Raw genomic sequence first — 26,292 nt, forward strand, 5'->3', positions numbered from 1 at the left:
CTTTTGTAGGTATGCCTCAGCGAAGCCCCAGCCGACGCGCCAGCCGACTGAGGTTGGCGCGGTCCAGGCCGAGTTCGCGCGCGGCGGCGGCCCAGTTATCCGCATGCCTTTGCAGGCAGTTTTCGATCACTTGGCGTTGATAAAGGTCGACGGCTTCACGCAATCCGCCATCGGGCAGAGGCGCCTCCAGCAGGGGTGAGGGGGAGGGCAACTGGCCCGATGGGGCAGCGGCGCGCAGGTCAAGGTCGATGGCCTCAAGGGTGAGGATGCGCGGCCGTTCCGGGTGCTGGCCGAGCGCCTTGAGCGCCGAGCGGCCGATCAGGTGTTCGAGCTCGCGCACGTTGCCCGGCCAGTCATAGGCCAGCAGTGCAGCTTGGGCGTCGCTGCTCAGGCGCAGGCTGTTCAGGCCCAGGCGCGAACGGTTCTGTTCGAGGAAGTACCCCGCCAATAGCAGCACATCGCGCCCACGTTCACGCAGCGGCGGAACGTGCAACGGGTACACGCTCAGGCGATGGTAGAAGTCGGCGCGGAAGTTGCCATTGCGCACTTCTGCAGCCAGGTCGCGGTTGGTGGCTGCGATCAGGCGGACGTCGACCCGGTGTTCGCGGTCCGACCCCAGGCGTTGCAACTGGCCACTTTGCAGCACACGCAGCAGCTTGGCCTGCACGGTTAATGGCAACTCGCCGACCTCATCAAGAAACAGCGTGCCACCATTGGCCAGCTCGAACTTGCCGAGGCGTTCGCCGTGGGCGCCGGTAAAGGCGCCGCGCACGTGGCCAAACAGCTCGCTTTCCACCAGGGTATCGGGCAAGGCCGCGCAGTTGAGGCTGACCAGCGGTTTGTCAGCACGGTTGCTGGCCTGGTGCAGGGCTTGGGCCACCAGCTCTTTGCCAACGCCGGTCTCGCCGGTGATCAGCACGGTCAACTCGCTGCCGCCGACCAGGCGTATCTCTTCCACCAGCCGCTTGTGTGCCGCGCTCTGGCCAATCAGCTCCTTGTCCTGGGCACTGGCCTGGCGGTAGATCTCGGCGCGATGGTGTTCGTCCTCTGCGCGCAGGGCCAGGTGCTCGATACGCTCGGCCACGGTTACCGTGGCGGCAGCCAGGCTGGCGAAAGCCTGCAGCGCATCCAGCTCAAGACTCTGGAACTGCCCGGGGGTCAGCGCGTCCAGGGTCAGCAGGCCCCAAGGGCGCTCATCGACCATCAACGGGCAGCCCATGCAGTCATGCACTTCAAGCGTGGCATCCGGGGCGTTGACCAGGCCGTCGTAGGGGTCAGGCAGGTCCGAGTCGCTGGCAAAGCGGGTGGGGTGTGGGCGGCTGAGGAGGATCTGGAAGCGCGGGTGTTCGCTGACCCGAAAGCGTCGGCCCAAGGTATCGGCACTCAGGCCGTCCACTGCCAGCGGCACCAGCCACTCACCGTCCAAGCGCAGCAGTGCGGCGGCGTCACACGGCAACAGCCCGCGCATGGCCTGAAGCAAGCGGCGGTAGCGTTCCTGATCGCTGAGGTCGCGGGACAAGTCGCTGACCAGGGGGAGGAGGGCGGTGAGCAGTGGCTTTGCAGTCATAGGGACTCCTTTTGGTCATTATGACTATACGCCCGAGCGAGTCGTTTTGACATGATGCGCGTCAACGCCCTGATTTTGCTGGGTATAAAAGTTGGCACGAATGGTGAAATACCCAAGGCAATCATTCGAAGCCATAGGCTCAGGAGTCGTTGCAATGCTCACTGCCGAACAACGTGCAATCGTCAAAGCCACTGTCCCCCTGCTGGAAAGCGGCGGCGAAGCGCTGACCACTCACTTCTACAAGATGATGCTCAACGAGTACCCGCAAGTGCGTCCGCTGTTCAACCAGGCCCACCAGGCCAGCGGCGACCAGCCACGTGCGTTGGCCAACGGCGTCTTGATGTATGCCCGCCATATCGACCAGCTCGAACAACTCGGCGGCCTGGTCGGCCAGATCATCAACAAGCACGTTGCCTTGCAGATTCTGCCGGAGCACTACCCGATTGTGGGCAGCTGCCTGCTGCGCGCCATTGAAGAAGTGCTCGGCAAGGACATCGCCACACCAGAGGTGATCGCGGCCTGGGGCGCGGCGTATGGTCAACTGGCCGACATCCTCATCGGCGCTGAAGAAAGCCTCTATAAAGAGAAGGAGCAAGCCGCCGGCGGATGGCGTGGTACCCGCGAGTTCCGCCTGGTACGCCGCGAGCAGGAAAGCAGCGAGATCGTCTCGTTCTACTTCGCCCCGGTGGACGGCAAGCCAGTGCTCAAGGCCGAGCCAGGGCAGTACATCGGCCTGCAGTTGTTCATCGACGGCGCCGAGCAGCGTCGCAACTACTCGCTGTCGGCCCTGTGCGACGGCATTGAATACCGCATCAGCGTCAAACGCGAAGCCGGTGGCAAAGTGTCCAACTACCTGCACGATGAACTGGTGGTGGGCAAGACCCTGCAGCTGTTCCCACCTGCAGGCGACTTTACCCTGGCCGCCAGCGACAAGCCGCTGGTGCTGATTAGTGGCGGTGTGGGGATCACCCCGACCCTGGCGATGTTGCAGGCGGCACTGCAGACCCCGCGTGAAGTGCATTTCATCCACTGTGCGCGTAACGGCGCCGTGCATGCCTTCCGTGAGTGGGTCGACGGCCTGGCCGAGCGTCATCCACAGCTCAAGCGCTTCTACTGCTATGCCGAGCCGCAAGGCGGCGCTGCGGCCGATGCCGTGGGCCTGCTGAACGAAGACCTGCTGGCCGAGTGGCTGCCACGTGAACGTGACGTCGATGCCTACTTCCTGGGGCCTAAAGCCTTCATGGCGGCGGTCAAGCGCCAGCTGAAGGGCCTGGGTGTGCCGGAGCAGCAGAGCCGCTACGAGTTCTTCGGGCCAGCAGCAGCGCTGGAGTAAACACCCAGCAGTCCTAGCTGTTGTAGGAGCAGCCTTGTGCTGCGAAGAGGCCGGTGATCTCAGAAGATGCTCTGAGCCATCACCGGCCTCTTCGCAGCACAAGGCTGCTCCTACCTGCTTATATACCGGCCTCTTTGCATCACCAGGCTGCGCCTACCTGCTTATATAAAGGAGAGATGAAACAGCCCGCCAAGCTTTCATCTTTAATCCTCCTTTAATCACGGTATCCTTCACTCCCAGGTGTCGAGGGGCTTGCCCCTGCGCGGCACCCGGGTAGCCGCTTTTTTGCCGTGTGACGTTGAACCGACGTCACAATGGCCGGTCTCAGCCATCTCGGATAGCCCTGCGCAGTGCTATCACGTTGCCCCCTCGGCACGCTAAAGGCCCTGCCCAGCGTGTAGAATCGCGCGCAGGCAGGCGGACCACGCGGCCACTCTCCATCCAAGGAACCGGCAATGAACGAACAAACTTCGCGCCTGAATCGGGAACGGCGCTTTCTGGTGCTGCTGGGGCTGATCTGCCTGTCGCTGATCGGCGGCGCCCTTTATATGCAAGTGGTATTGGGCGAGGCGCCTTGCCCGCTGTGCATCCTGCAGCGCTATGCCTTGCTGTTTATCGCCGTGTTTGCCTTCATCGCCGCCGCGATGCCCGGGCGGCGCAGCCTGACGGTCTTCGAAGGCTTGGTGGTACTCAGCGCCATCGGGGGAATCGTTGCGGCCGGCAACCATGTGTATATACTCGCCAACCCCATGGTCAGTTGCGGCATCGATACCCTGCAGCCGATCGTCGACGACCTGCCCCTGGCCAAGCTGTGGCCGCTGGCATTCCAGGTCGATGGCTTCTGCAGCACGCCGTACCCACCGATCCTCGGTCTGTCGCTGGCGCAGTGGGCGCTGGTCGCATTTGTCCTGACGGCCATTCTGGTTCCGCTGGGCATCTACCGCAACCGACGTCAGGCTTAGACAAAAGTCCCGAATTGCATGAGGTCTTTTGCACGGCGTGAGATGCGCAGAAAGTTGCTCCCCGCTTGATCCAGATCAATCACAAAGCCTTGTAGAATGCGGCTTTGAGGGCTACCCGGCGGGGTGCGACAAACTGTCGCGAAGTTGATTCTTCAGGTCGCATTGTTGCGTATTCTGTAAAAGACTGTTGCTCAATAAGTCATAGTCAAGGGTTGGCGACCTATCTACAATCGCCCCCAATTTCCGTTCGGCACTGCTTGCGAGTCGCAGGATTGAAGGAAGCCCCAGCGCTCCCTTTTGCTGACTTCGTCAAGTTTCGCCCAGCGGCGATACCGAGCGGACACCCCTCCGCGTTTTCCCGCACCAAATGGACTTGGTCTGAAGTACAGGCCTGTTGCCTACGAAACCATAAGCACCGCTAACACGCTTGAGCCAAGGTCCTGCAGTCGGACCCCAGGCAGGAGCGAGTACGGGCGCGAAATGCCGCACTTGGCAGGACGAAGTGTTGGCTACCAAAACACAAATTGCATTGAAGCAAGCTGATCTAGAGGTCGTGAGATGAGTAAAAAGCGTTACCCCAGACTGTTTGGCATATTGCCCTTTTTAGGCATGCTTTTACTCAGTGGGTGCAACTGGACCCTGCTCGACCCGAAAGGTCAGGTCGGCATTGAGCAAAAGAACCTCATCCTCATCGCTACCGGCCTGATGCTGCTGGTGGTGATCCCGGTCATCATCATGACCGTGGCGTTCGCCTGGAAGTACCGTGCTTCCAACAAGGCGGCCACCTACACCCCCGACTGGTCGCACTCGACCAAGATCGAGGCCGCGGTGTGGATCATCCCGATCATCATCATCATCGCCCTGGGTTATGTCACCTACAAGTCCACCCACAAGCTGGACCCGTATCGTCCGCTGGATTCCGACGTCAAGCCGATCCAGATCGACGTGGTCGCACTGGACTGGAAGTGGCTGTTCATCTACCCGGAGCAGGGCATCGCGACGGTCAACAAGATCAACTTCCCGGCTAACACCCCGGTCAACTTCCGCGTCACCTCCGACGCCGTGATGAACTCGTTCTTCATCCCGGGCCTGGGCGGCCAGATCTACGCCATGGCCGGCATGACCACCAAGCTGCACCTGATCGCCAACGAAAACGGCGAATTCGACGGTATCAGCGCCAACTACAGCGGCGCTGGCTTCACCGGCATGAAATTCAAGGCTACTGCAACTTCCCAGGAAGACTTCGACAAGTGGGTCGCCGAAGTGAAGCAGTCGCCGCTGAAACTGGGCAAAGCCGAGTACGAAGCTCTGGCCAAACCTAGCGAATACAACCCAGTCGCGCTGTACAGCGAGGCCCCGGCAGAGCTGTTCCAGTCCATCGTCGACAAGTACGAAGGCATGAACCGCGGCAAGCCGGTCCACGAAGAAGCAGGCAGCAAAGATCTGGCCACTACCAAGGGTGTGGAATCGAGTATGCAACCAGCTGCCGGTGCAGAGGAGTAAGAGATGTTCGGTAAATTAAGCCTGGAGGCGATACCCTATCACGAGCCGATAGTCATGGTGACGCTTGCCATGATCGCGCTCGGCGGTATCGCTGTCGTCGGTCTTATCACCTATTTCCGCAAGTGGACCTACTTGTGGAGCGAGTGGTTGACGACTGTCGACCACAAGAAAATCGGGGTGATGTACATCATCGTCGCGATGATCATGCTGCTGCGCGGCTTTGCCGACGCCATCATGATGCGTACCCAGCTGGCTGCGGCCACTGGCGGATCCGAAGGCTACCTGCCGCCTGAACACTATGACCAGATCTTCACCGCTCACGGTGTGATCATGATCATCTTCATGGCGATGCCGTTCTTCACCGGCCTGATGAACCTGGCCCTGCCTCTGCAGATCGGTGCACGTGACGTTGCCTTCCCGTTCCTGAACTCCCTGAGCTTCTACCTGCTGCTGGCAGGCGTGCTGCTGGTCAACATCTCCCTGGGCGTCGGCGAATTTGCCAAGACCGGTTGGGTTGCCTATCCGCCGCTCGCGGGTATTCAGTACAGCCCTGGCGTGGGTGTCGACTACTACATCTGGGCGCTACAGCTATCGGGCCTAGGTACGACGCTTACCGGTGTGAACTTCCTCGTCACCGTGATGAAGATGCGCGCACCTGGCATGAAACTGATGGACATGCCGATCTTCACCTGGACCTGCACCTGGGCCAACGTGCTGATCGTCGCTTCGTTCCCGATCCTGACTGCTGCACTCGCACTGCTGACTGTTGACCGTTATCTGGACTTCCACATTTTCACCAACGAGCTTGGTGGGAACCCGATGATGTACGTCAACCTGTTCTGGGCGTGGGGTCACCCTGAGGTTTACATCCTGATCCTGCCGGCCTTCGGCGTGTTCTCGGAAGTGACTTCGACGTTCTCTGGCAAGCGTCTGTTTGGCCACCACTCGATGATCTACGCATCGGGCGCAATCGCCATCCTGGGCTTTGCCGTATGGCTGCACCACTTCTTCACCATGGGTGCCGGCGCGAGCGTCAACACCTTCTTCGGCCTGGCGACGATGCTGATCTCCATTCCGACCGGTGTGAAACTGTTCAACTGGCTGTTCACCATGTACCAGGGCCGTGTGCGTTTCACCGCACCGATGCTGTGGACCCTGGGCTTCATGATCACCTTCTCCATCGGTGGCATGACTGGCGTACTGCTGGCCGTTCCAGGTGCTGACTTCGTTCTGCACAACAGCCTGTTCGTAATTGCTCACTTCCACAACGTGATCATCGGTGGCGCGGTATTCGGCTACATCGCCGGTTTCGCCTTCTGGTTCCCGAAAGCCTTTGGTTTCACCCTGAACGAGAAGTGGGGCAAAGCTGCCTTCTGGTTCTGGATCTCGGGCTTCTACGTTGCGTTCATGCCGCTGTACGCCCTGGGCTTCATGGGTATGACCCGTCGTCTGAACCACTCCGACAACCCACTGTGGGAACCCTACCTGTACGTTGCCGTGGTCGGCGCCGTGCTGATCCTGTTCGGTATCGCTTGCCAGCTGATCCAGCTCTACGTTTCGGTCCGCGACCGCAACCAGAACCTGGACGTGACCGGCGACCCATGGGGCGGTCGTACGCTGGAATGGTCGACTTCGTCGCCACCTCCGTTCTACAACTTCGCCCACATGCCTGAGCAGGTTGGCCTGGATGCATGGCACGAAACCAAGGAAATCGGCGCTGCTTACAAGCCGGCAACCAAGTTCGACGCCATCCACATGCCGAGCAACACCGCTACCGGTTTGTTCATGGGCCTGTTCCTGACCGTCTTCGGCTTTGCCTTCATCTGGCACATCTGGTGGCTGGTAGGCGCGAGCCTGGTTGCAACCATCGCTGTCTTCGTTCGCCACGCTGCGCGTGACGACCAGGGCTACATGGTTCCGGCCGAAGAAGTGGCGCGCATCGAAGGCGAGCGTATGAAAGCGCTGGCCAAAGCAGGTGCTCTGCCTGCCGGCGCACGTGTCGAATCGTTTGAGCGGGTGTAATCAATGTCCAGTCAAGTAATCCACGGCGCTGCTCATGGTCACGACCATGGGCACGACGATCACCACCACGACTCGGGCCAGATGACCGTACTCGGTTTCTGGCTGTACCTGATGACCGACTGCATCCTGTTTGCGTCGCTCTTCGCTACCTACGCGGTGCTGTCCGGCAGTTTTGCCGGCGGCCCGTCGGGTCATGACATTTTCCAGCTCGACTTCGTAGCTGTTGAAACTGCCTTCCTGCTGCTGTCCTCGATCACCTTCGGCTTCGCCATGCTGAAGCTGTTCGATGGCAAGAAAGCAGGTGTACTGGGCTGGTTGGCCGTGACCTTCCTGTTCGGTGCCGGCTTCATCGCGATGGAAATCTACGAGTTCCATCACCTGATCGCTGAGGGCTTCGGCCCGCAGCGCAGTGGCTTCCTGTCGGCGTTCTTCGCGCTGGTCGGTACCCACGGTCTGCACGTGACTGCAGGTCTGATCTGGATGGCAATCCTGATGTATCAGATCAGCACCAAGGGCATTACCCCGACTGCCAAGACCCGCATGAGCTGCCTGAGCCTGTTCTGGCACTTCCTGGACGTGGTCTGGATCTGCGTATTCACCGTCGTCTACCTGCTGGGGGTTCTGTAATGGCTAACGCACACGACACTCATCACGAAGGTAATCACGGCAGCGTGAAGTCCTACATGATCGGCTTTGTACTGTCGATCATCCTGACCGCTATCCCGTTCGGCCTGGTGATGTACCCAAGCCTGCCGAAGAACCTGACCGTTCTGATCGTGGTCGCCATGGCTGTCATTCAGGTTGTAGTGCACCTCGTGTACTTCCTGCACATGGACCGCTCGAAAGAGCAGCGTTCCAACGTGTCGACGTTCCTGTTTACCACCATGGTAATTGCACTGCTGGTCGGCCTGTCGCTGTGGATCATGTTCAACATCCACATCGAAATGATGGCCAAGTGAGGTAAGACTGCATGTCCGTTAAGCACTTTATCCAAATCACCAAACCGGGGATCATTTTCGGTAACGTGCTTTCCGTGGCAGGCGGATTCTTCCTTGCCGCGAAGGGCCATGTAGACTTCGCCCTGTTCCTGGCGGTGGTGGTAGGTACTTCCCTGGTGGTGGCGTCCGGTTGCGTGTTCAACAACTGCATCGACCGCGACATCGACATCAAGATGGAACGTACCAAGAACCGCGTCATGGTCCAGGGCGGCATGTCGCTGCCCCTCGCGCTGATTTACGCCACCCTGCTTGGGGTGGCGGGTTTCAGCCTGCTGTATGTCCAGGCCAACCCACTGTCGGCGTTCTGTGCGCTGATCGGCTTCGTCGTCTACGTCGGTTTCTACAGCCTCTGGCTGAAGCGTAAATCGGTGCACGGCACCTTGGTCGGCAGCCTTTCGGGTGCCATGCCTCCGGTGATCGGCTACTGCGCCGTCAGCAACAGCTTCGACCTGGCTGCAGTGACCCTGCTGGTGATGTTCAGCCTGTGGCAGATGCCGCACAGCTTCGCGATCGCCATCTTCCGCTTCAAGGACTACAGCGCTGCCAACATTCCGGTTCTGCCGGTGGCACGCGGTATTCTTGCTGCCAAGAAGCAGATCGTGCTGTACGTGCTGGCCTTCGTGCTCGCCACCCTGATGCTCACCCTCGGCGGTTACGCCGGCCTCAGCTACCTGGCCGTGGCAGCTGCCATGGGCCTGTACTGGCTGTACATGGCCTGGGGTGGCTACAAGGCCGAGGACGACAGCAAGTGGGCCCGCAAGGTGTTTGGCTTCTCTATCCTCACTGTCACTGCCCTGAGCGTGATGATGTCGGTGGACAGCCAGACTGCTGCGGACGTGCTGATGACCTACGCACGCTGATACCGCTGCCTGTTACACGAAAACCCCGGCCATGTGCCGGGGTTTTTTTATGGGTGTTCTGGGCAAGTCCCAATGCCTGTGTATATTCCTGTGGGAGCGGGCTCTCCCCGCGAAGAGGCCGGCCCTGAAAACACAAAATTCTAATTTTCAAAAAATACATCTGAAAAATTCTAATAAAACAGGAAATTGCCCTTTACAGATATCCTGTTTCGGCACTATCTTCTGATCCAGGCCGCCACATCGGCCAACGTCGCTCGGACGGTTCCGGGCGCTTACGTACTCAGAGGAAGCCATGGCCAACCCAGGTTCGCCGCGCCGCTTTGCGCGCATCGATCGTCTCCCCCCTTACGTCTTCAACATCACCGCCGAGCTCAAGATGGCCGCCCGCCGTCGTGGCGAAGACATTATCGACCTGAGCATGGGCAACCCCGATGGCGCGACCCCGCCGCACATCGTCGAGAAGCTGGTGCAGGTCGCCCAGCGTGAAGACACGCACGGCTACTCCACCTCCCGCGGCATCCCACGCCTGCGCCGGGCCATTTCCAACTGGTACAAGGAGCGCTACGAGGTCGACATCGACCCGGAAAGCGAAGCCATTGTCACCATCGGTTCCAAGGAAGGCCTGGCTCACCTGATGCTCGCCACCCTCGACCAGGGCGACACGGTGCTGGTGCCCAACCCCAGCTACCCGATCCACATCTACGGTGCGGTGATTGCCGGCGCCCAGGTGCGTTCGGTGCCGCTGGTGCCGGGTGTGGACTTCTTCAATGAGCTCGAGCGGGCGATACGCGAATCGATACCCAAGCCGAAGATGATGATTCTCGGCTTCCCGTCCAACCCGACCGCGCAGTGCGTGGAGCTGGACTTCTTCGAGCGCGTGGTGGCCTTGGCCAAGCAGTATGACGTGCTGGTGGTGCATGACCTGGCGTACGCCGACATCGTCTACGACGGCTGGAAAGCCCCGTCGATCATGCAGGTGCCGGGGGCCAAGGACATCGCGGTGGAGTTCTTCACGCTGTCCAAGAGCTACAACATGGCCGGCTGGCGTATCGGCTTCATGGTCGGCAACCCCGAGCTGGTCAACGCCCTGGCGCGCATCAAGAGCTACCACGACTACGGCACCTTCACGCCTTTGCAGGTGGCAGCCATCGCTGCGCTGGAAGGCGACCAACAGTGCGTGCGCGATATCGCCGAGCAGTACCGCCAGCGCCGCAACCTGTTGGTGAAGGGGTTGCACGAGTTGGGCTGGATGGTCGAGAACCCCAAGGCTTCGATGTACGTGTGGGCGAAGATTCCGCCGGAGTATGCGCACCTCGGGTCGCTGGAGTTTGCCAAGAAGCTGTTGGCTGAGGCCAAGGTGTGTGTGTCGCCGGGCATCGGTTTTGGTGACTATGGTGACGATCACGTGCGCTTTGCCCTGATTGAGAACCAGGACCGTATCCGCCAGGCGATTCGCGGCATCCGCCAGATGTTCAGGGCGGATGGTTTGACCCGCAAGTAAACAGCGAGGGGCCGCGTGGCGGCCCCTCGTTATATCAGCTGGGCTGGCCTTCCGACTGCCTGCCGAGTATTCGCGCCACTACCTTCAGCACTCATTTTCCTGTTCAGGTATCCAAATGAGTGTATTCACAGCGTATTTCTGCGGCACTGGTTCCCACCGCTTCGATGCTGCCAACCCCAATTTCTGGAACGGCGAGCTGGTCTCGACATTGGCCAGCAACGATCAGGGGCGCGAGTTCGCCCACTGGATTGCGGTTGACGGGCCAGGTAGCGGCAACCTTCAGGATGACGAATTGTTCGTTAAACCAGGTGGCTACTTTAACTGGAGTGGTCAGTTGTTTGGCCGTGGTTGGGAAGAAAACGTGAGCCATGTGCTGAACGTGATCAAGGGTGAGAGCAATTGGCAGCGCACCAAACTCACTGAGGATGCGTACACAAGGCTGAAAGACGCAGGCGTGCCGATCCCGGACGCATCCGCCACGGCTTCCTGGTTCTGGCGGACCTATGACTACGGCGATCGCCACCCGACCCCGCAGGCGCTGCAGGAACAGATCATCAATATATTCCGCGAACCGCGCTTGCCCACCCAGGTCAACCTAGTGGGTTGGAGCCGTGGCGGCATCAGTTGCCATATGCTGGCCAATGCGATGGCTGAGGATCCGGACTTGAAGGATATTCCGGTCAACATCTTTGCCATCGACCCCGTGCCCGGTGTAGGCAACGTGCAAACCGAGCGGGTGAGCCTGGCGGGCAATGTCCGCGAATATGTCGGATTCTATTCGCGTGACGAACGCTCCAAGGGCTTCGCCTGCGTGATCCCTGCCGTCGACCCCGGCACGCGCATGTGCATCTACCCAATGCCAGGCCGGCATGCCACCTTGGTGGGTAATGCCTCGGCTGACGGGGCGAGCGACGGCAAGGTGCTGGTCGAACCCGGGTTAATCGTGCGGCATTTCGCCGAAGTCTGCCTGACCCGTTGGGGTGCCGAACTGGACAAGTGCCTGGCGCTGGATGACAACCAACTGATGCAGCATCACTTGGCTATGGCGGCCGCCGATGAGCACTACCAGGCCATGCGCAGCCAGTCGTATACCGTCATCACCGAAGGCCAAAAAGACGACCGGCTGGTGCACTGTGGCGAAACCCGCACGCGCTTCAGCCAGGTGCGCAGTGACCGTTATGACCCTCGCGAAGGCTTGGGCCTGCAGCACTGGGATGCCAACACTTACAAGGCCCTGCGCTAGGCCGGGCAGGCGGGCAGCCGCTGTGCTGTTCGCCCATTTTTCTGACTGTGGAGTTTGCCGGATCAGTGGCAATTTTTTTTGCATTCCCCCTCTATCCAGCCGGCCCCGGTTGGAATGAAAATGGCGCCGCGGGCCCAGCCCCGATAACAACAACCTTCCCTCCGTGGCCTCATGTCCGAATATAACCCTTGCCTTGACTGCGGCGCCTGCTGCGGGTACTTCCGTGTGTCCTTCTTCTGGGGCGAATGCCAGTCTGCCGGGGGCATTGTGCCTGACGACCTGGTGGTGCAGATCAACCCCACGCGGGTCGCGATGATCGGCACCGATGCCAAGCCTTGCCGCTGTGTCAGCCTTGCCGGCGAGATCGGCAAAGAGGTGGCGTGCACCATCTACGCCAACCGCTCGAGCCCTTGCCGAGAGTTCGAAGCGTCGTGGGAGGGTGGGGTGCACAACCCGAGCTGCGACGATGCACGCGCGGCCTATGGCTTGCCGCCTTTGACTCCGCCTGGGGCCAACGAGCCGCATTGGCCGGATGATGATGGGGCTGAGGTGGCCTGACCTTTTTGGGTCGCCTGTGCCGGCCCTTTCGCGGGGCAAGCCCGCTCCCACAGAACCGTTGCAAGACCTGTGGGCGAAGCAAGTCACCGATCCTGTGGGAGCGGGCTTGCCCCGCGAAAGGGCCATCAGCTGTAAGAAGATTCTGAACTTGAAACCAAATGCTTCAGGTTGGCAAGCGCGTGGAATTATCCTACGGCTTGTGTCGGACGCCGTCTGATAGTCAGGCAAGTACCTCAGGGTTAACGTCTCGCCGTCGCTGCTATTGGCGATCGGGTGTGAGAAGCCCGCTGTTTTGAGGTGGCTTGCCAGTTATGGCAGCCGTGCGCGTGCAGACTTCGGTCTGGCCGTGGTGCCTCGGGACACGGTCTTCTCACCTCGCGTACGGCTGCCACCCAATCTGTGAGAAGGATGAGTGGTTGCTTCTGAAAATTTTTCGAGGTGACTATGAAGAAGCTCGTCCCAGACCCACCCACTTTCCCAATCCCTTATATCTCGATAATCGCCGACCTCTCCCATGCAGAGGCAAGGTCCCAGGCAGCCAAACTCATGGGCAGCCTTTCCCAAACCATCGAGCTTTACCTCAAAGCCGAAGACAGCCTGCAACGCAGCGCCCTCCTCGAAAACATGTCCGCCCTGACCGAATTGCTTCATGCGCTGTTCGCCCACATAAAGGCGCAGGAGGCAGTGGAATGAGCAATCACCTGAAAAGCCATACCACCGCTGGCGTGGAGACGTTTCTCGAATTGTTCCGCATCGAACCGGGCATCCGCCTTGATCACGCGTTCGACGAATTGTCTGTGTTGCTGGGGTGCATACGCCACCTCAGCGAAGAGGCCGAGATGGAGGGCAACAAGGTTGCAGGCAGCGCTGCACGGATACTCAGTGCCATGGCCAAGGCGCTGATCAACGACATGGAAATGGGGTTGAACCGGGGCGGTTGAGCCATTTTTAAACGCCTTACGGGGTGGCGAGTAACGGCTGATAGGCGCATGGCGAAAGGGCTGCAGCGTCCTTGAAATCGAGCGCCGCCCGCGCGGCGCTCGATTTGCGCCCCACCGCAAAACCCGAGCCATGCACCCAGTAGCCCTGACACAAGCCCAGCCCTAACCCCCAAAAAATCCCAAACACACGATAAAACCCAACGCATCCCCCAGCCGCCTCGCTTGACGTTAAACTGTCATCTCCCCAGCAATGGACAGGAGATCCGGCGTGACCCCACCCCGCAGTTTCCCCAGTGACCTCTGCCTCGACAGCCCCCGCCTGCAATTGCGCCCGATGCGCCATGGCGATGCCGCGCAATGGCTGGCGATCATGGCCGACCCCGAGGTCATGCGTTATTGGCACCACGCACCCTGGCAAGACCTCGCCGAGGCCGAAAGCGCCTTGGCTGCCGACCGTGAAGCCTATGCCAATGGCGACCAGCTCAAGCTCGGCATGTACCGCCGTGACAACGGCGAACTCATCGGCATGGTCCAACTGTTCAACATCGATGACGTATCCCGCCGTGGCGAAATCGGCTATTGCCTGGCCAGCGCCGTACAGGGCAGGGGGTACATGGACGAGGCATTGACCTGCTTCATCGACTACCTCGCTCACACCCTGCACATGCGCCGCCTGGAGGGCGAGATCGACCCGCGCAACCAAGGCTCGGCACGCACGCTCGAACGCCAGGGCTTCGTGCTCGAAGGCACCCTGCGGGCACGCTGGTGCGTGGCCGGCGAGCTGTCCGACTCGGGCATCTATGGCCTGCTGCTGGAACCACCGGTTGTTTAGTGTTATGGCTAACCTCGACTTTCATCGTCTGCTGTACATCACGCTACCGGTGGTGACCCTGCGCGGCACTTACTAAACGCCTGGAAGCGGGGCAGGGCCTGGGTTATGGTCGCAGCCTGTCCCGTTTTCCCCAGGTGTGCCCCTTTGCCCGTTTTCTACCTGAGCATCAGCCTGTTCCTGTACCTGCTCGCGCTGTTTTTCGATGGCGTGCTGATGAGTGGCGACCGCCACATGCCCGCCCTGCAGATGTTGCTGTACGGGCCATGGGGCATGCCCTTCGGGTTGTATCAATGGTTTGCCAATCCGCTGCTGGCCGTGGCGATTCTTGCCCATCGACGATTCCGTCGGTTGGCCTTGGCATGCGGTGTGGCGGCGTTGTATCTGGCTGCCAGCAGTTTCGGAATTGACCGATTGCCAGACAGCCAAAGCTACGCGTTTCATGACCGCACCGGTTTTGGTGCGGGCTTTTATCTGTGGCTCACCGCGATGGGGGTGTTCTGCGCGGGCCAGGCCTGGCATTGCTGGAAGGCCCGCAGCGCCGACGACATGCCCGGCTGGCGTTGGCTCGATGTGGCGTTGATAGCGGCGCTGGGTGTCGCGTTGTATGCCGCAACGCAGATGCCGTCGTTGCGTTTCGAGCCCAACAAGGTGCTGATGCCGCCGGAACAGCCACAGACATTTTGATATCCACAGGGGGAAATAGTCATGAATAAGTATCACCTGACGGGCCTGGCGCTGGCGTGTGTGCTGCCGCTGGCCATGGCCGAAGAAAATTCGCCGAGCTATGGCCAATGCATGGACAAGGCGTCCAGCACAGTGGCCATGAGCAGTTGCATCCAGGCCGAGACCCAGTTGCAGGACCAGCGCTTGAACCGGGTGTACAAACAGTTGATGGGCAAACTGGAGGCAGGGCAGCAGAAACGCCTGCGCGAGGTACAGCGCAAGTGGATCGCCTACCGTGATGACAACTGCACGTTCCACGTACAGGCCAGTGGCGGGACCCTGGCGCAGCTGGAAGGCGGCGTGTGCGTGATGGACATGACCCGGGACCGGGCGGCCGAGCTTGAGCGAGTACTCAGCCCGGGGCAGTGAGATGGGCGCACGTTTGTGTAGGAGCGGCCTTGCGTCGCGAAAGGGCCGCACAGCGGCCCCAGATTTCGGCGTCATAGGGCCGCTGTGCGGCCCTTTCGCGACGCAAGGCCGCTCCTACAGACGACGGTGGTGCAAGGTGTTTGGCAACTGGCTAAGCGGCCTCAGTGTTGCTGCCTTTGCGCGCGGGCCTTGAGGTATTCGCGCACCTCCACGGCATCCCCCGCAAACTCGATACGCTCAGCCTTGGCATCGCGCTGATAGGCATACATCGGGTCGTAATACTCCTTCAGCAACCCTTCGATCCAGCCCCGGTGCAGCTCCACCGCGCCGCTGCGCTGTTGCTCATCCAGGGCTTGTTGCAAGATGGCGGACAAGCGTTGGCAGCGTTCACCACCCAGGCGCTTGTGGATATTGGCCATGCTCGACAGCATGCGTTCGGCAAACAGTCGGCGGCCCTCTTCGTCGCCGTGCACATCGACGAACTCTGCGCTCAGGTTGACCACGTAATCGCGCAGGATACGTTCAACACGCTGCTCGAAACTGTCCTCCAGCCATACCAACGGGTACTGCTGCATGCCTTGGTACAAAGCCAGCGGCACGGTGCAGCTGCCGACGATACGGCCTTCATCTTCGAGCACGAACTGCTCGATGCCACGCGCGCGCTTTTTCAGCACATCGATGGCCAGCTTGTTTTCGAAGCCGATTTGCGCGGGCTGCGCGGTGGCACGCTTGCCGAAGCTGGAACCACGGTGGTTGGCATGGCCTTCAAGGTCCAGCCCATTGCTCAACTGGTGCAGTACCTCCGTCTTGCCGGTGCCGGTGAGGCCGCCGATCAAAACGAAATCGCACTGCGCCACTGCCTGCTCAGTGGTGTCCAGCAGAAAGGTGCGCATCGCTTTGTAGCCGCCCTTGACCCGCGGGTAGTCGATACCCGCTTCATCGCGCAGCCACTGTTGAACGATCAACGAACGCAGGCCACCGCGGAAACAGTACAGGTAGCCCTCGGGATGCGCCTTGGCGAAGCTGGCCCAGGCGTGCAGGCGGTCGCGCTTGGTCGCGCCACTGACCAGTTGGTGGCCAAGCGTGATGGCGGCGGCCTGGCCTTGCTGTTTGTAGCAGGTGCCGACCTTCTGCCGCTCCTGGTCGTTCATCAGTGGCAGGTTGACGACGCCCGGGAAGGCACCCTTGGCGAATTCGATGGGCGCGCGCATGTCCATCATCGGCACGTCGTTCAAAAATAGCGGGCGGAAATCCGTGCAGTCGGGACGCATCAGATCACCTCGACCGCGTTGCTCTGTCGCTCACCCAGCGTGCCGATGGGCGACAGTTGCAGGCCCAGTTCGGCTGCCACGGCCAGAAACTGCGCGTCACCCTCAGGGCTGACCGCCACCAGCAGGCCGCCGCTGGTCTGCGGGTCGCACAGCAGGTGCTTTTGCTCATCGCTCAGGGCGCCGATCTTGTGGCCGTAGCTTTCGTAATTGCGCAACGTGCCGCCCGGGATGCAGCCCTCAGCCAGGTAATGCTCGACACTTGGCAGGCGCGGTACGGCGGCGTAGTCCAGGTGCGCGGTGAGGCCGCTGCCGTCGGCCAGCTCCACCAGGTGGCCCAACAGGCCGAAGCCGGTGACGTCGGTCATCGCCCTCACACCTTCAAGCTTGCCGAAGCGGCTCCCGGGGGTGTTGAGGGTGCACATCCAGTCGCGTGCCAGGCCTTGGTCCTGCTCGCGCAGCTTGGCCTTTTTCTCGGCGGTGGTGAGGATGCCGATGCCCAGCGGTTTGGTCAGGTACAGGCGGCAACCGGCGGTGGCGGTGTCGTTGCGCTTGAGATGGCGCTTGCTGACCACGCCGGTGACGGCGAGGCCGAAGATCGGCTCCGGGGCGTCGATGGAGTGGCCGCCGGCCAGCGGGATGCCAGCTTCGGCGCAGACCGCGCGCCCGCCGCGGATCACTTCGCGGGCGACTTCCGGCGGCAGCACGTTGACCGGCCAGCCGAGGATGGCGATGGCCATCAAGGGGTCGCCGCCCATGGCGTAGATGTCGCTGATAGCGTTGGTGGCGGCGATACGGCCGAAGTCATACGGGTCATCGACGATCGGCATGAAGAAGTCGGTGGTCGAGACCACGCCGCGCTCTTCGTCCAGGGCGTACACGGCTGCGTCGTCGCGCGAAGCATTGCCGACCCAGAGGTTCGGGTCCAGGGCCTTGACGCCGCTTTCGGCAAGGATCACGTCCAGTACCTTGGGGGAGATCTTGCAGCCACAACCGGCACCATGGCTGTACTGGGTCAGGCGGATTGGCTCGCTCATACGTACCTCAGCAGATCAAATTGTTGCGCGATTGTAGCAAAGCTGGCCATTGCGCCATGGGCACTTATACTTTTCACGGTCGGCACGGCTGCCGACCCTTTAGCTGCCAATGACCCGGAGATTGCCCATGCTCAAACGCCCTCTGGCGCTCGCCGCCGGCCTCGTGCTGTCTTGTTGTGCCGTTGTCGCCCAGGCTGCTGAAACCCTTCGGGTCAGTGCCATCCCCGACGAAGCGCCCACCGAGCTGCAGCGTAAATTTAAGCCGTTGGGGGAGTACCTGGCCAAGCAGCTGGGCATGGAGGTGAAGTTCGTGCCGGTCGCCGACTACCCGGCGGTGGTCGAGTCGCTGGTCTCCGACCGCCTCGACCTGGCGTGGCTGGGAGGGTTCACCTTTGTTCAGGTGCACTTGAAAGACCCGAACGCCACGCCGCTGGTGCAGCGTGAGCAGGACGCGCAATTCACGTCCAAGTTCATCACCGCCAACCCCAATGTGAAGAGCCTGGCCGACCTCAAGGGCAAGTCGTTCGCCTTTGGCTCCATCTCGTCCACCTCGGGCAGCCTGATGCCGCGTTACTTCATGCTCAAAGAGAACAACATCAAGCCTGAGGACTACTTCAGCCGTGTGGCCTACTCCGGCGCCCACGACGCCACCGCAGCCTGGGTGCAGGCCGGCAAGGTCGATGGCGGGGTGCTCAATGCCAGCGTCTGGCAGAAGTTGGTGGACGCCGGCAAGGTCGATACCAGCAAGGTGAGGGTGTTCGCCACTACCCCGACCTACTACGACTACAACTGGACCGTGCGCGGCAACATGGCGCCGGCACTCAAGGCGAAGATCAAACAGGCGTTCCTCGACCTGGACCCGGCCAACCCCGAGCACAAGGCGATCCTCGACCTGCAGGCTGCCAGCCGCTTTATCGAGACCAAGCCTGAGAACTACCAGGGCACCGAACAAGCCGCGCGTGAGGCCGGCCTGCTCAAGTGACGTCCGCTCCGATGGCAATTGATCTGCACGATGCCAGCCTGCACCATGGCCAGGTCCGCGCGCTCGACGCGATAAACCTGCGCGTGGAGCAGGGCGAGCGGGTCGCGATTATCGGCCCCTCTGGCGCTGGCAAGTCCAGCCTGCTGCACCTGATGGCCACTGCTATCCAGCCCAGTACCGGGCGCCTGGCGCTGTTCGGTGAACAGCCCTGGCAGTTGTCTGGCAGGGCGCGTCAGCGCTTGCGGGCACGGGTTGGCTTGGTGCATCAGGCACCGCCCTTGCCGCCGCGCCAGCGGGTTGTGACCGCAGTGCTGGCGGGGCGATTGGGGCAGTGGGGTATCGTGCGTGGCTTGTTCAACCTGCTGTACCCGACCGATGTGCCAGGCGTGCGCCAGGCATTGGCCGAGCTGGGGCTGGCTGACAAACTGTTCGTCCAGTGCGGGCAACTGTCTGGCGGCCAACTGCAACGGGTGGGCATTGCACGGGTGCTGTATCAACGCCCGGACTTGCTGCTGACCGATGAGCCCGTTTCGGCGATGGACCCGGTGCTGGCCGACCACAGCCTGGCATTGCTCAACCGCCACGCCCAGGCCAACGGTGTAACGCTGGTGGCCAGCCTGCATGCGGTCGAGCTGGCGCTGGCGCACTTTCCACGGGTGATCGGCATTCGTGAAGGGCAGGTGGTGTTCGACAGCCCGGCCGAGGCGGTCAGCCCGCAGATGCTCGATGCACTCTATGCCAACGAACACTTGGCTTCGCCTCCCTTGCAGGAGCCTGCAGCAGTGCTGACGGTACAGATCCCGCGATGCTGAAGGCCCATGCCCGCGACCCGGCTGGCCTGCCACGGCTGCTGCTGAGCTTGCTTGCTGTGGCGGTGTTATGGCCGGGCTTGCAGTTGAGCGAGTTGAACCCCGGCGTGCTGTGGCAGGCCGAGAACCGTCAGCAGATCGCCAGCTTCACCCAAGCCTTCTGGCCGCCGGCGCACGATGCCGCCTTTTTGCAGTTGCTGTACGAAGCCACCTTGCAGACCCTCGCCGTGGCCACGGCCGGCATGACCCTGGCGCTGGTGCTGGCGGTACCTGCCAGCCTGCTGGCCAGCCGTGCCTTGTCGTTGCGCGCGGCCTCCCGTGGCGGGCGGGCCGGATGGTGGTCGCGGGTGCTGCGGCTGCCGGTACGCGGGCTGTTGATCTTTCTGCGCAGCGTGCCAGAAATCGTCTGGGCCTTGCTGTTCGTGCGTGCCGTGGGGCTTGGGCCAACGGCGGGGGTGCTGGCCATCGCCATTACCTACAGCGGCATGCTCGGCAAGGTCTACGCCGAAATCTTCGAGTCGGTCGACCAACGCCCGGCCCATGCCCTATTGCAGGCCGGCAGTGGTCGGCTGATGGCCTTTTTCTACGGCATCTTGCCCAATGCGGTGTCGGAAGTGGTGTCGTACACGGTGTACCGCTGGGAATGCGCGGTGCGTGCTTCGGTGGTGATGGGGTTTGTCGGCGCTGGCGGGTTGGGGCAGCAGATCGACCTGTCGATGCGCATGTTTGCTGGCGCGGAGGTGGCAAGCATGCTGCTGACGTTTCTGTTGCTGGTATCGCTGGCTGACCTGCTCAGCCGCTTTCTGCGAGGAAGGCTGGCATGAACCGGGCGATCAACCTGCTGGTGCTCGGCGTGATCATCGCGGCGGTGGTGGCCTCGTTCGCCTACCTGGAGCTGGACCTGCAGGCGCTGGTCGGTGATGGCGGGCTAGGGCAGATGGGCGAGTACGCGGGGCGCTTCCTGCACCCGGACGTGACCGTCGAGCATTTGCGCGCGGTCTGGCATGGCGCCTTGGAGACCTTGGCGATGTCCGGCCTGGGGACTTTGCTGGCGGTGGTGCTGGGGATGCTGCTGGCGTTACCGGCGGCGGGCCGCTTCGGCTGGCTGCTGCAGGCAGCGGCGCGGGTGCTGCTCAATGCCTTGCGGGCCATCCCGGAATTAGTCTGGGCGGCGCTCACCGTGCTGGCCGCAGGGCTTGGCCCGAATGCTGGGACCCTGGCCTTGGCGTTACACACCGCCGGCGTGCTCGGCCGCTTGTTTGCCGAGGCACTGGAAAACGCGCCGGCAGAGCCTGCAGCAGCCATTCGCTTGCAGGGTGGCAGCCAGGTGGCGGCATTCTGCTTTGGTACCTTGCCTAACCTGTGGCCGCAGTTGCTGGCTTACAGCCTGTACCGCTGGGAGAACAACATCCGCATGGCCAGCGTGTTGGGGTTTGTTGGGGCAGGTGGGTTGGGGCAGATGCTCTACACTACCTTGAGCCTGTTCCAGGAGGCGCAAGCCAGCACGGTGATCATCGCCATGCTGGTGCTGGTGTTGCTGGTGGATGCCTTGAGTGATGTGCTGCGCCAGCGCTATGTGCGCGCCTGACTGGGGCTGCCGGGCAGCCCGCGCAAGCATCAGGTGGTCAGTTCGCCATGCTGCGCTTCCCGTTGCATCGACTCCAGGTTGCGCTCGATCGTCTCGCAAATGGTGTCCATCTGGATCTGGTGCTCGCTGAAGCGGAAGGGGCTTTGCAGGTCGGTGCCGATCCGCTCGATGGCCAGCAACATGAACCCCACCACCGTCGACGCCAGCGGTGTGAACCACTCCAGCGACTCGACCAGCCCCACCGGCACGATCAGGCAGAACAGCGTGATGAACAGCCGCGGAAAATACACATAAGGGTAGGGCAGCGGCGTATTGGCGATCCGTTCCATGCCGCCCTGGGCATTGGACAGGTCCACCAAGGTCGACTCCAGCCGCGCCAGGCGAATGCTGTCCAGGCGCCCGGCCTGGTATTCCCGCGCCAGCAAGGCTGCCGAGCCACTGAGGATGTCGTTGGCGAAGTTGTTGGAGCGGTTGCGCCGCTCGAACTCCGCCTGCGGGATGAACGCTATCAGTTCATCCGGGCAGCGGTCGCCCTTGAGGTGCGCAGCCAGGCAGTTCACATAGGCGATATGCCGGCGCAGCAAAGTGGCCTTGATCGGGTTCAGCCCGTCATCCGGGTCATCGATCAGCGTCAGCGTCTGCCGGGCAAAACTGCGCGAACTGTTGACCAGCGCACCCCACAACGTGCGCGCCTCCCACCAGCGGTTGTAGGCGCTGCTGTTGCGAAAGCTCACCAGCACCACCAGCGCCGAACCCAGCAAGGTCAACGGAATCAACGGCAGGGTGAACTTGCTGTTGAAGAACAGCATGAAATCGATGGTGACCAGCACATCCCAGATCAGCAGCCAGAACAGCGACCAGCCGATGTAACCAATGGTCTTCACCACCAAGCGGTACTTGCGGGCGATGATCTCTTTCACACGGGGTACCTCGAAACGCGGGGGATGCAGGATCGGACGTCGAGGGATGGGTATGGTTCGGCAGCTGATGTTGCAAGACATTTTTTTGGACGTGTTTGAAAGAAAAAACTGACTGAGGTATCAGACGCTCCTGAGTTCTCTTCGCAAAGGTGAAACGGCAAGGTAGACCGCTTCCCTATCTCGCATGAATGCGGTGTAAGTGAGCTTCGCATCGACGTTTCTGCAGGTTATCGAGTCTATTTCACGCGGAAGGGAGCCAAAGTGATTTTTCTGCTGGTGGGCGGAGACAAATCTTCCCAGACCGCCGATGTCCTCAAAGCGAGAAAGCTGGTGGAGGAAATGAAATGAGCGAAAAATTGATCCCTTTTGATATCGCCGACTTGCTTGACAGTGATGCAACAATCAGCGAATACCTCAGCCAGGTGCTATCCGATGGCGATACAGATGAGATTATCCGGGCCATCGGTCATATCGCTCGGGCACGGGGAATGACACAAATCGCTGCACAGAGTGGGTTAGGTCGAGAAAGTCTCTATAAAGCACTTAGCCCAGGCGCTAAGCCCCGCTTTGATACAGTGCTTAAAGTCATACGTGCCCTAGGCGTGGAGCTTTTTGTTCAGCCCCATACGTCGTCGCATTAGATTTCGCAGGCTAGGCCAGTACCTGCCTCATCTGCACCAACGCCACTCGCTTCCCATCCGGCGCCTGGCGTTCTTCGATGCCGAACGGCACAAAACCGAGCTGTGGATAAAGCAGCAACCCCGCCGTGTTGTGATTGAAGCACGACACCCAAATCTCTCGCGCCGCAAACTGTTCGCGGGCCAGCTCGATCATGGCGGTTACCAGGTAGCTCGCCACCCCATGGCCGCGGGCAGCTGGCGCCACCACCACGTTGCCCAGGGCGCACACGCCGCCGTGCTCGGCTTTGTAGAAGTTGGCGAAGCCCAGCACCATGCCGCTGCCTTCCACCACCGTAGAGCCGTTGCGCTGGGCGATGGCGTCGGTCAATTGCGCGGGTGTCAGGGGGTAGGTGGCTTTGGGGAACATGTAGAACAGTTCGTCCGGGCCCTGGGGGAAGCAGCAGATGGCGGGGATGTCGCTGGGCTGAACAGGGCGGTGGCTGAGGTGCATGGCAGGTCCTTTTGCAGTGCGTTGGCTGGCCGTTTGCGGCCAAGCCCCGCTCACAGGCTAGCACTGCCTCAGTGGCAGATCACCGCCGACTGCTCACGGCTTGGCCACCACCGCCACAATCCCCTTGATCGCCGCAGGCGCATGAGGCTTGGCCTTGCGTGCTAGCAAGTACTGGAAGCGCCGCCATTCCTTGTCGATCTCGCTGTACGACATGAACACGCTGACACGCTCTTTATCGGCGAGGTCCGGGCGAGTGCGCGCATCGATCTCGTTCTTAGGGATGAACGCAATGTTGATACCCACCACCTGCCCATCATCGGCGAACACTGGCCCGCCCGACATGCCCTTGACCATCGGGCCGTCGTGCAGCGAGTAGAAGACACTGCCCGGCGTACCTTCAAGGCGCACCAGCGACGGCAACGCATGGCCCTTGCCCTGCACGGGAATCATCAGGCTGTTGAAGCCGACCGCCGTCACCGACTCACCCGGTACGTATTGCCGCCAATGCGGCACCTCGCTGGCCTTGTGCTTGAAGAACACTACATCGCCGAGGCCCTCATGGACCACGTTACGCAGGAAGGGGGTGTGTTTGGCGGTCACTGCGTAGTCTTCGTTCCACTGGATGGCGCTGGCCATCAGCAACAGCGGCAGCGGCGCACCTGAGGTGACCACGAAAGCCTGGCTGTAGACGGGATCGGAGACGTAGGACGTTGGCACTCCATTGCACCCACTCAGCAGCATCAGTGCTGCCAGACAGGGCACGGTTGTTTTCATGTGTCACACAGTCGTGGAGAAATGGGGGCGCAAATATGGCTAAGAGCCATCATGCTGGCAATACTTTGTGCATATATCCGACGAGTGACATCTTAAGTAGGGGGGAGGGTAATGGCCAATAGATTCCCGACATGGCTGCAGGGCTGACAGTCAGGCGTGCGGCGTCAATTTGGTGGGTGGGTTGGAGGCCGTTGTTTTGGTGCTTTTTTCAGTTGAGGTGAGCTGCGATGAGCTCAATTGAGCTGCATTGAGCTGCATTGAGCTGCATCCGCAGTGCCATGATCTCGTTGGCTGAACTGGATAGTCTGGCGTTGCATAACTGCGCCCGGTACCAGCTGGGCATGAGGCAGGTGCAAGCTTGGATCGAGGCGGGGCGGCCACGTTGAGCGGGCATTGCCACCCATTGCTCGAGTCTGTTTTCAGATCAAAATTGAAAGGAGTCAATAAATGCTGAAACTAAATTCCCTTGTACCCGAGCTTATCGTTTCCGACCTTACGCGAAGCCTTGCCTTCTACTGCGACATCCTTGGCTTCAGGGTCGAGTATGAGCGTCCAGAAGACCATTTTGCCTTCCTGTCCTTCGGCGGCAGTCAGCTGATGCTGGAGCAGGACTGGCACAGTGAATCGCCATGGCGGGTAGGCCCACTTGAGCCGCCCTATGGGCGAGGTATTAACCTGTCTATCGAATGCCCAGACGCTTCAGCGCTGGTTACGGCACTGGAGGCGGGCGGGTATCCGCTTAGAAACCCAGTTGAAGAGCGTTGGTACCGCAGCGGTGAGTTTCTGTTCGGGCAGCGCAATTTTCTGGTGCTTGATCCTGATGGCTACTTGCTGCGGTTTGCAGAAGCTATTGGCAGCAAACCCTGCTGATTACTCTAGGCACTGTACAGTTGGCCCGATACACCTGTGAGCGAGACGTGGAGAACGGCGCGTGCTTGCCGCGACCTTGAGTAGTGGATTTGAGATCGAGCGCCGCCCGCGCGGCGCTCGTTCTTGAGAGCGCTGCAGATCTGAAGGCATGCACCTGTTAGCCACAGTGCAATGCCATGGCGCGTACCTGATGCCGCCCCCAGCCAAAATCCAGGCGAAAAAAAAACCGACCATAAGGTCGGTTTTTTCCGGATTTTGGTGCCCCGAGGGAGACTCGAACTCCCACTCCTTTCGAAAACGGATTTTGAATCCGCCGCGTCTACCAATTCCGCCATCAGGGCAGTGGCGCGCAGTATAGAGAGGTGCTTCTGGTCGGTCAATCGGGTTTCATGGTCAATTTTCACACATTGGGCTAAACTTCCCGGCCCTGCCGAACCGAACATCATCATGCGCGTCGCCGATTTTTCCTTCGAACTCCCCGATTCCCTGATCGCCCGCCACCCTTTGGCCGAGCGCCATGGCAGCCGTCTGCTGGTCCTCGATGGGCCGAGTGGCGCCTTGGTACATCAGCAATTCACCGACCTGCTCGACTATCTGCGCCCCGGCGACCTGATGGTGTTCAACAACACCCGGGTGATCCCGGCGCGGTTGTTCGGGCAGAAAGCCTCCGGCGGCAAGCTGGAAGTGCTGGTCGAACGTGTGCTCGACAGCCACCGGGTGCTGGCGCACGTACGCTCCAGCAAGGCACCCAAGGTCGGTGCGCAGATTCTCATCGATGGCGGTGGCGAGGCCGAAATGGTCGCGCGCCACGACACGCTGTTCGAGTTGCGCTTCACCGAAGAGGTGCTGCCACTGCTTGAACGCGTCGGGCACATGCCGCTGCCACCCTACATCGACCGCCCCGACGAAGGCGCCGACCGTGAGCGTTACCAGACCGTCTACGCCGAGCGTGCCGGTGCTGTAGCCGCACCCACGGCCGGCCTGCACTTCGACGAAGCGCTGCTGGAAAAGATCGCCGCCAAGGGCGTGGAGCGGGCCTTCGTGACCCTGCACGTCGGCGCGGGCACCTTCCAGCCGGTGCGGGTCGACAAGATCGAAGACCACCACATGCATAAAGAGTGGCTCGAAGTGAGCCAGGATGTGGTGGATGCTGTCCAAGCCTGCCGTGCCCGTGGCGGGCGCGTGGTTGCCGTGGGCACCACCAGCGTGCGTTCGCTGGAAAGCGCTGCGCGCGATGGCGTGCTCAAGGCCTTCAGCGGCGATACCGATATTTTCATCTACCCAGGCCGCCCGTTCCATGTGGTCGACGCCCTGGTCACCAACTTCCACCTGCCGGAGTCCACGCTGCTGATGCTGGTCTCGGCCTTCGCCGGCTACCCCGAAACCATGGCCGCCTATGCGGCGGCGGTTCAAGAAGGGTACCGCTTCTTCAGTTACGGTGATGCCATGTTCATCACCCGCAATCCGGCGCCACGCGGGCCCGAGGATCAAGCATGAGTCG

General features: G+C 61.1%; 28 protein-coding genes, 1 tRNA gene and 1 pseudogene. 23 read left to right on the plus strand and 7 right to left on the minus strand.

What is annotated here, in order from left to right; translation table 11 throughout:
- Positions 1-16: 16 nt before the first annotated feature.
- A complete protein-coding gene (gene norR, locus HU764_RS02270) occupies positions 17-1,567 on the minus strand; it encodes a nitric oxide reductase transcriptional regulator NorR (RefSeq protein WP_186703490.1) in 1,551 nt (516 codons plus the stop codon).
- A gap of 154 nt (positions 1,568-1,721) precedes the next feature.
- Here norR and hmpA point away from each other — a divergent pair, with 154 nt between their 5' ends.
- The 15 genes from hmpA to HU764_RS02345 all read left to right on the plus strand — a co-directional run bounded on the left by hmpA (position 1,722) and on the right by HU764_RS02345 (position 15,412).
- The gene (gene hmpA / locus HU764_RS02275; protein WP_186703491.1) at positions 1,722-2,900 is read left to right on the plus strand and encodes an NO-inducible flavohemoprotein; all 1,179 of its coding nucleotides are present in this window, start codon (positions 1,722-1,724) and stop codon (positions 2,898-2,900) included.
- A gap of 455 nt (positions 2,901-3,355) precedes the next feature.
- Positions 3,356-3,862 carry a disulfide bond formation protein B gene (locus HU764_RS02280; protein WP_027595503.1) on the plus strand — a complete coding sequence of 169 codons (507 nt, stop codon included), beginning with the start codon at positions 3,356-3,358 and terminating at the stop codon, positions 3,860-3,862.
- 558 nt (positions 3,863-4,420) lie between these two features.
- Positions 4,421-5,365, plus strand: coding sequence for a ubiquinol oxidase subunit II (cyoA, locus tag HU764_RS02285; protein WP_027595504.1), 945 nt, complete (start codon positions 4,421-4,423; stop codon positions 5,363-5,365).
- Positions 5,366-5,368: 3 nt separating this feature from the next.
- Positions 5,369-7,387, plus strand: coding sequence for a cytochrome o ubiquinol oxidase subunit I (cyoB, locus tag HU764_RS02290; protein ID WP_027595505.1), 2,019 nt, complete (start codon positions 5,369-5,371; stop codon positions 7,385-7,387).
- A gap of 3 nt (positions 7,388-7,390) precedes the next feature.
- Positions 7,391-8,014 carry a cytochrome o ubiquinol oxidase subunit III gene (gene cyoC / locus HU764_RS02295; RefSeq protein WP_027595506.1) on the plus strand — a complete coding sequence of 208 codons (624 nt, stop codon included), beginning with the start codon at positions 7,391-7,393 and terminating at the stop codon, positions 8,012-8,014.
- Positions 8,014-8,346, plus strand: a complete 333-nt coding sequence (cyoD, locus tag HU764_RS02300) for a cytochrome o ubiquinol oxidase subunit IV (protein ID WP_027595507.1) — start codon at positions 8,014-8,016, stop codon at positions 8,344-8,346. The genes cyoC and cyoD overlap by 1 nt, the downstream gene beginning before the upstream one ends.
- A gap of 11 nt (positions 8,347-8,357) precedes the next feature.
- Positions 8,358-9,245, plus strand: a complete 888-nt coding sequence (gene cyoE, locus HU764_RS02305; RefSeq protein ID WP_027595508.1) for a heme o synthase — start codon at positions 8,358-8,360, stop codon at positions 9,243-9,245.
- A 292-nt stretch (positions 9,246-9,537) separates the two neighbouring features.
- On the plus strand, positions 9,538-10,746 hold the full coding sequence (gene alaC / locus HU764_RS02310) for an alanine transaminase (RefSeq protein WP_186675496.1): 1,209 nt from the start codon (positions 9,538-9,540) through the stop codon (positions 10,744-10,746).
- A gap of 115 nt (positions 10,747-10,861) precedes the next feature.
- Positions 10,862-11,989 (plus strand): hypothetical protein, encoded by a 1,128-nt coding sequence (locus tag HU764_RS02315; RefSeq protein ID WP_186703492.1) that lies wholly within the window; start codon positions 10,862-10,864, stop codon positions 11,987-11,989.
- 171 nt (positions 11,990-12,160) lie between these two features.
- Positions 12,161-12,547: a YkgJ family cysteine cluster protein gene (locus HU764_RS02320; protein WP_186703493.1), complete on the plus strand. Its 387-nt coding sequence runs from the start codon at positions 12,161-12,163 to the stop codon at positions 12,545-12,547.
- A 444-nt stretch (positions 12,548-12,991) separates the two neighbouring features.
- Entirely contained in the window at positions 12,992-13,240 is a 249-nt protein-coding gene (locus tag HU764_RS02325; RefSeq protein ID WP_172960340.1) for a hypothetical protein, read from the plus strand.
- On the plus strand, positions 13,237-13,488 hold the full coding sequence (locus tag HU764_RS02330; RefSeq protein ID WP_186675500.1) for a DUF3077 domain-containing protein: 252 nt from the start codon (positions 13,237-13,239) through the stop codon (positions 13,486-13,488). Before HU764_RS02325 ends, HU764_RS02330 begins: the two co-directional genes overlap by 4 nt.
- Positions 13,489-13,756: 268 nt before the next feature.
- Positions 13,757-14,320, plus strand: coding sequence for a GNAT family N-acetyltransferase (locus tag HU764_RS02335; protein ID WP_186675503.1), 564 nt, complete (start codon positions 13,757-13,759; stop codon positions 14,318-14,320).
- 144 nt (positions 14,321-14,464) lie between these two features.
- On the plus strand, positions 14,465-15,004 hold the full coding sequence (locus HU764_RS02340; protein WP_186675506.1) for a hypothetical protein: 540 nt from the start codon (positions 14,465-14,467) through the stop codon (positions 15,002-15,004).
- A 21-nt stretch (positions 15,005-15,025) separates the two neighbouring features.
- Positions 15,026-15,412 carry a lysozyme inhibitor LprI family protein gene (locus tag HU764_RS02345; protein ID WP_186675509.1) on the plus strand — a complete coding sequence of 129 codons (387 nt, stop codon included), beginning with the start codon at positions 15,026-15,028 and terminating at the stop codon, positions 15,410-15,412.
- Between the two features lie 161 nt (positions 15,413-15,573).
- Here HU764_RS02345 and mnmH read toward each other — a convergent pair whose 3' ends face one another.
- Positions 15,574-16,683: a tRNA 2-selenouridine(34) synthase MnmH gene (gene mnmH / locus HU764_RS02350; protein ID WP_186703494.1), complete on the minus strand. Its 1,110-nt coding sequence runs from the start codon at positions 16,681-16,683 to the stop codon at positions 15,574-15,576.
- The gene (gene selD / locus HU764_RS02355) at positions 16,683-17,717 is read right to left on the minus strand and encodes a selenide, water dikinase SelD (protein WP_186703495.1); all 1,035 of its coding nucleotides are present in this window, start codon (positions 17,715-17,717) and stop codon (positions 16,683-16,685) included. The genes mnmH and selD overlap by 1 nt, the downstream gene beginning before the upstream one ends.
- A 127-nt stretch (positions 17,718-17,844) precedes the next feature.
- Here selD and HU764_RS02360 point away from each other — a divergent pair, with 127 nt between their 5' ends.
- From HU764_RS02360 to phnE, 4 genes are read left to right on the plus strand one after another with little or no spacing between them, the layout of a single operon-like run.
- Positions 17,845-18,699, plus strand: a complete 855-nt coding sequence (locus HU764_RS02360; RefSeq protein ID WP_186703496.1) for a putative selenate ABC transporter substrate-binding protein — start codon at positions 17,845-17,847, stop codon at positions 18,697-18,699.
- An 11-nt stretch (positions 18,700-18,710) separates the two neighbouring features.
- Positions 18,711-19,511, plus strand: a complete 801-nt coding sequence (locus tag HU764_RS02365) for a phosphonate ABC transporter ATP-binding protein (RefSeq protein WP_186703497.1) — start codon at positions 18,711-18,713, stop codon at positions 19,509-19,511.
- Positions 19,505-20,332 (plus strand): PhnE/PtxC family ABC transporter permease, encoded by an 828-nt coding sequence (locus HU764_RS02370; protein ID WP_186703498.1) that lies wholly within the window; start codon positions 19,505-19,507, stop codon positions 20,330-20,332. Before HU764_RS02365 ends, HU764_RS02370 begins: the two co-directional genes overlap by 7 nt.
- Entirely contained in the window at positions 20,329-21,096 is a 768-nt protein-coding gene (gene phnE, locus HU764_RS02375; protein WP_186703499.1) for a phosphonate ABC transporter, permease protein PhnE, read from the plus strand. Before HU764_RS02370 ends, phnE begins: the two co-directional genes overlap by 4 nt.
- 29 nt (positions 21,097-21,125) lie before the next feature.
- On the opposite strand, the gene HU764_RS02380 is transcribed toward phnE, so the two are convergent.
- On the minus strand, positions 21,126-22,016 hold the full coding sequence (locus HU764_RS02380; RefSeq protein ID WP_027595523.1) for a bestrophin family protein: 891 nt from the start codon (positions 22,014-22,016) through the stop codon (positions 21,126-21,128).
- A gap of 192 nt (positions 22,017-22,208) precedes the next feature.
- On the opposite strand from HU764_RS02380, the pseudogene HU764_RS02385 reads away from it, so the two are divergent.
- Both HU764_RS02385 and HU764_RS02390 read left to right on the plus strand, forming a co-directional pair.
- Positions 22,209-22,364 (plus strand): annotated as a pseudogene (locus tag HU764_RS02385) (type II toxin-antitoxin system RelE/ParE family toxin); the annotation flags it as partial.
- Positions 22,361-22,657 (plus strand): addiction module antidote protein, encoded by a 297-nt coding sequence (locus HU764_RS02390; protein WP_186675529.1) that lies wholly within the window; start codon positions 22,361-22,363, stop codon positions 22,655-22,657. The pseudogene HU764_RS02385 and the gene HU764_RS02390, both read left to right, overlap by 4 nt.
- A gap of 10 nt (positions 22,658-22,667) precedes the next feature.
- Here the strand turns inward: HU764_RS02390 and HU764_RS02395 are convergent, their stop codons facing one another.
- The gene (locus HU764_RS02395; protein WP_186675532.1) at positions 22,668-23,147 is read right to left on the minus strand and encodes a GNAT family N-acetyltransferase; all 480 of its coding nucleotides are present in this window, start codon (positions 23,145-23,147) and stop codon (positions 22,668-22,670) included.
- 93 nt (positions 23,148-23,240) lie between these two features.
- On the minus strand, positions 23,241-23,888 hold the full coding sequence (locus HU764_RS02400) for a trypsin-like peptidase domain-containing protein (RefSeq protein WP_186703539.1): 648 nt from the start codon (positions 23,886-23,888) through the stop codon (positions 23,241-23,243).
- Between the two features lie 480 nt (positions 23,889-24,368).
- Here HU764_RS02400 and HU764_RS02405 point away from each other — a divergent pair, with 480 nt between their 5' ends.
- Positions 24,369-24,791 carry a bleomycin resistance protein gene (locus HU764_RS02405; protein WP_186675535.1) on the plus strand — a complete coding sequence of 141 codons (423 nt, stop codon included), beginning with the start codon at positions 24,369-24,371 and terminating at the stop codon, positions 24,789-24,791.
- A gap of 256 nt (positions 24,792-25,047) precedes the next feature.
- Here HU764_RS02405 and HU764_RS02410 read toward each other — a convergent pair.
- Positions 25,048-25,132, minus strand: a tRNA-Leu gene (locus tag HU764_RS02410).
- A 106-nt stretch (positions 25,133-25,238) separates the two neighbouring features.
- On the opposite strand from HU764_RS02410, the gene queA reads away from it, so the two are divergent.
- Complete coding sequence (gene queA, locus HU764_RS02415; protein ID WP_027595528.1) at positions 25,239-26,288, plus strand: tRNA preQ1(34) S-adenosylmethionine ribosyltransferase-isomerase QueA; 1,050 nt, start codon at positions 25,239-25,241, stop codon at positions 26,286-26,288.
- Positions 26,289-26,292 lie beyond the last annotated feature (4 nt).

This window comes from Pseudomonas kermanshahensis (genome assembly GCF_014269205.2).
GTDB lineage: Bacteria > Pseudomonadota > Gammaproteobacteria > Pseudomonadales > Pseudomonadaceae > Aquipseudomonas > Aquipseudomonas kermanshahensis.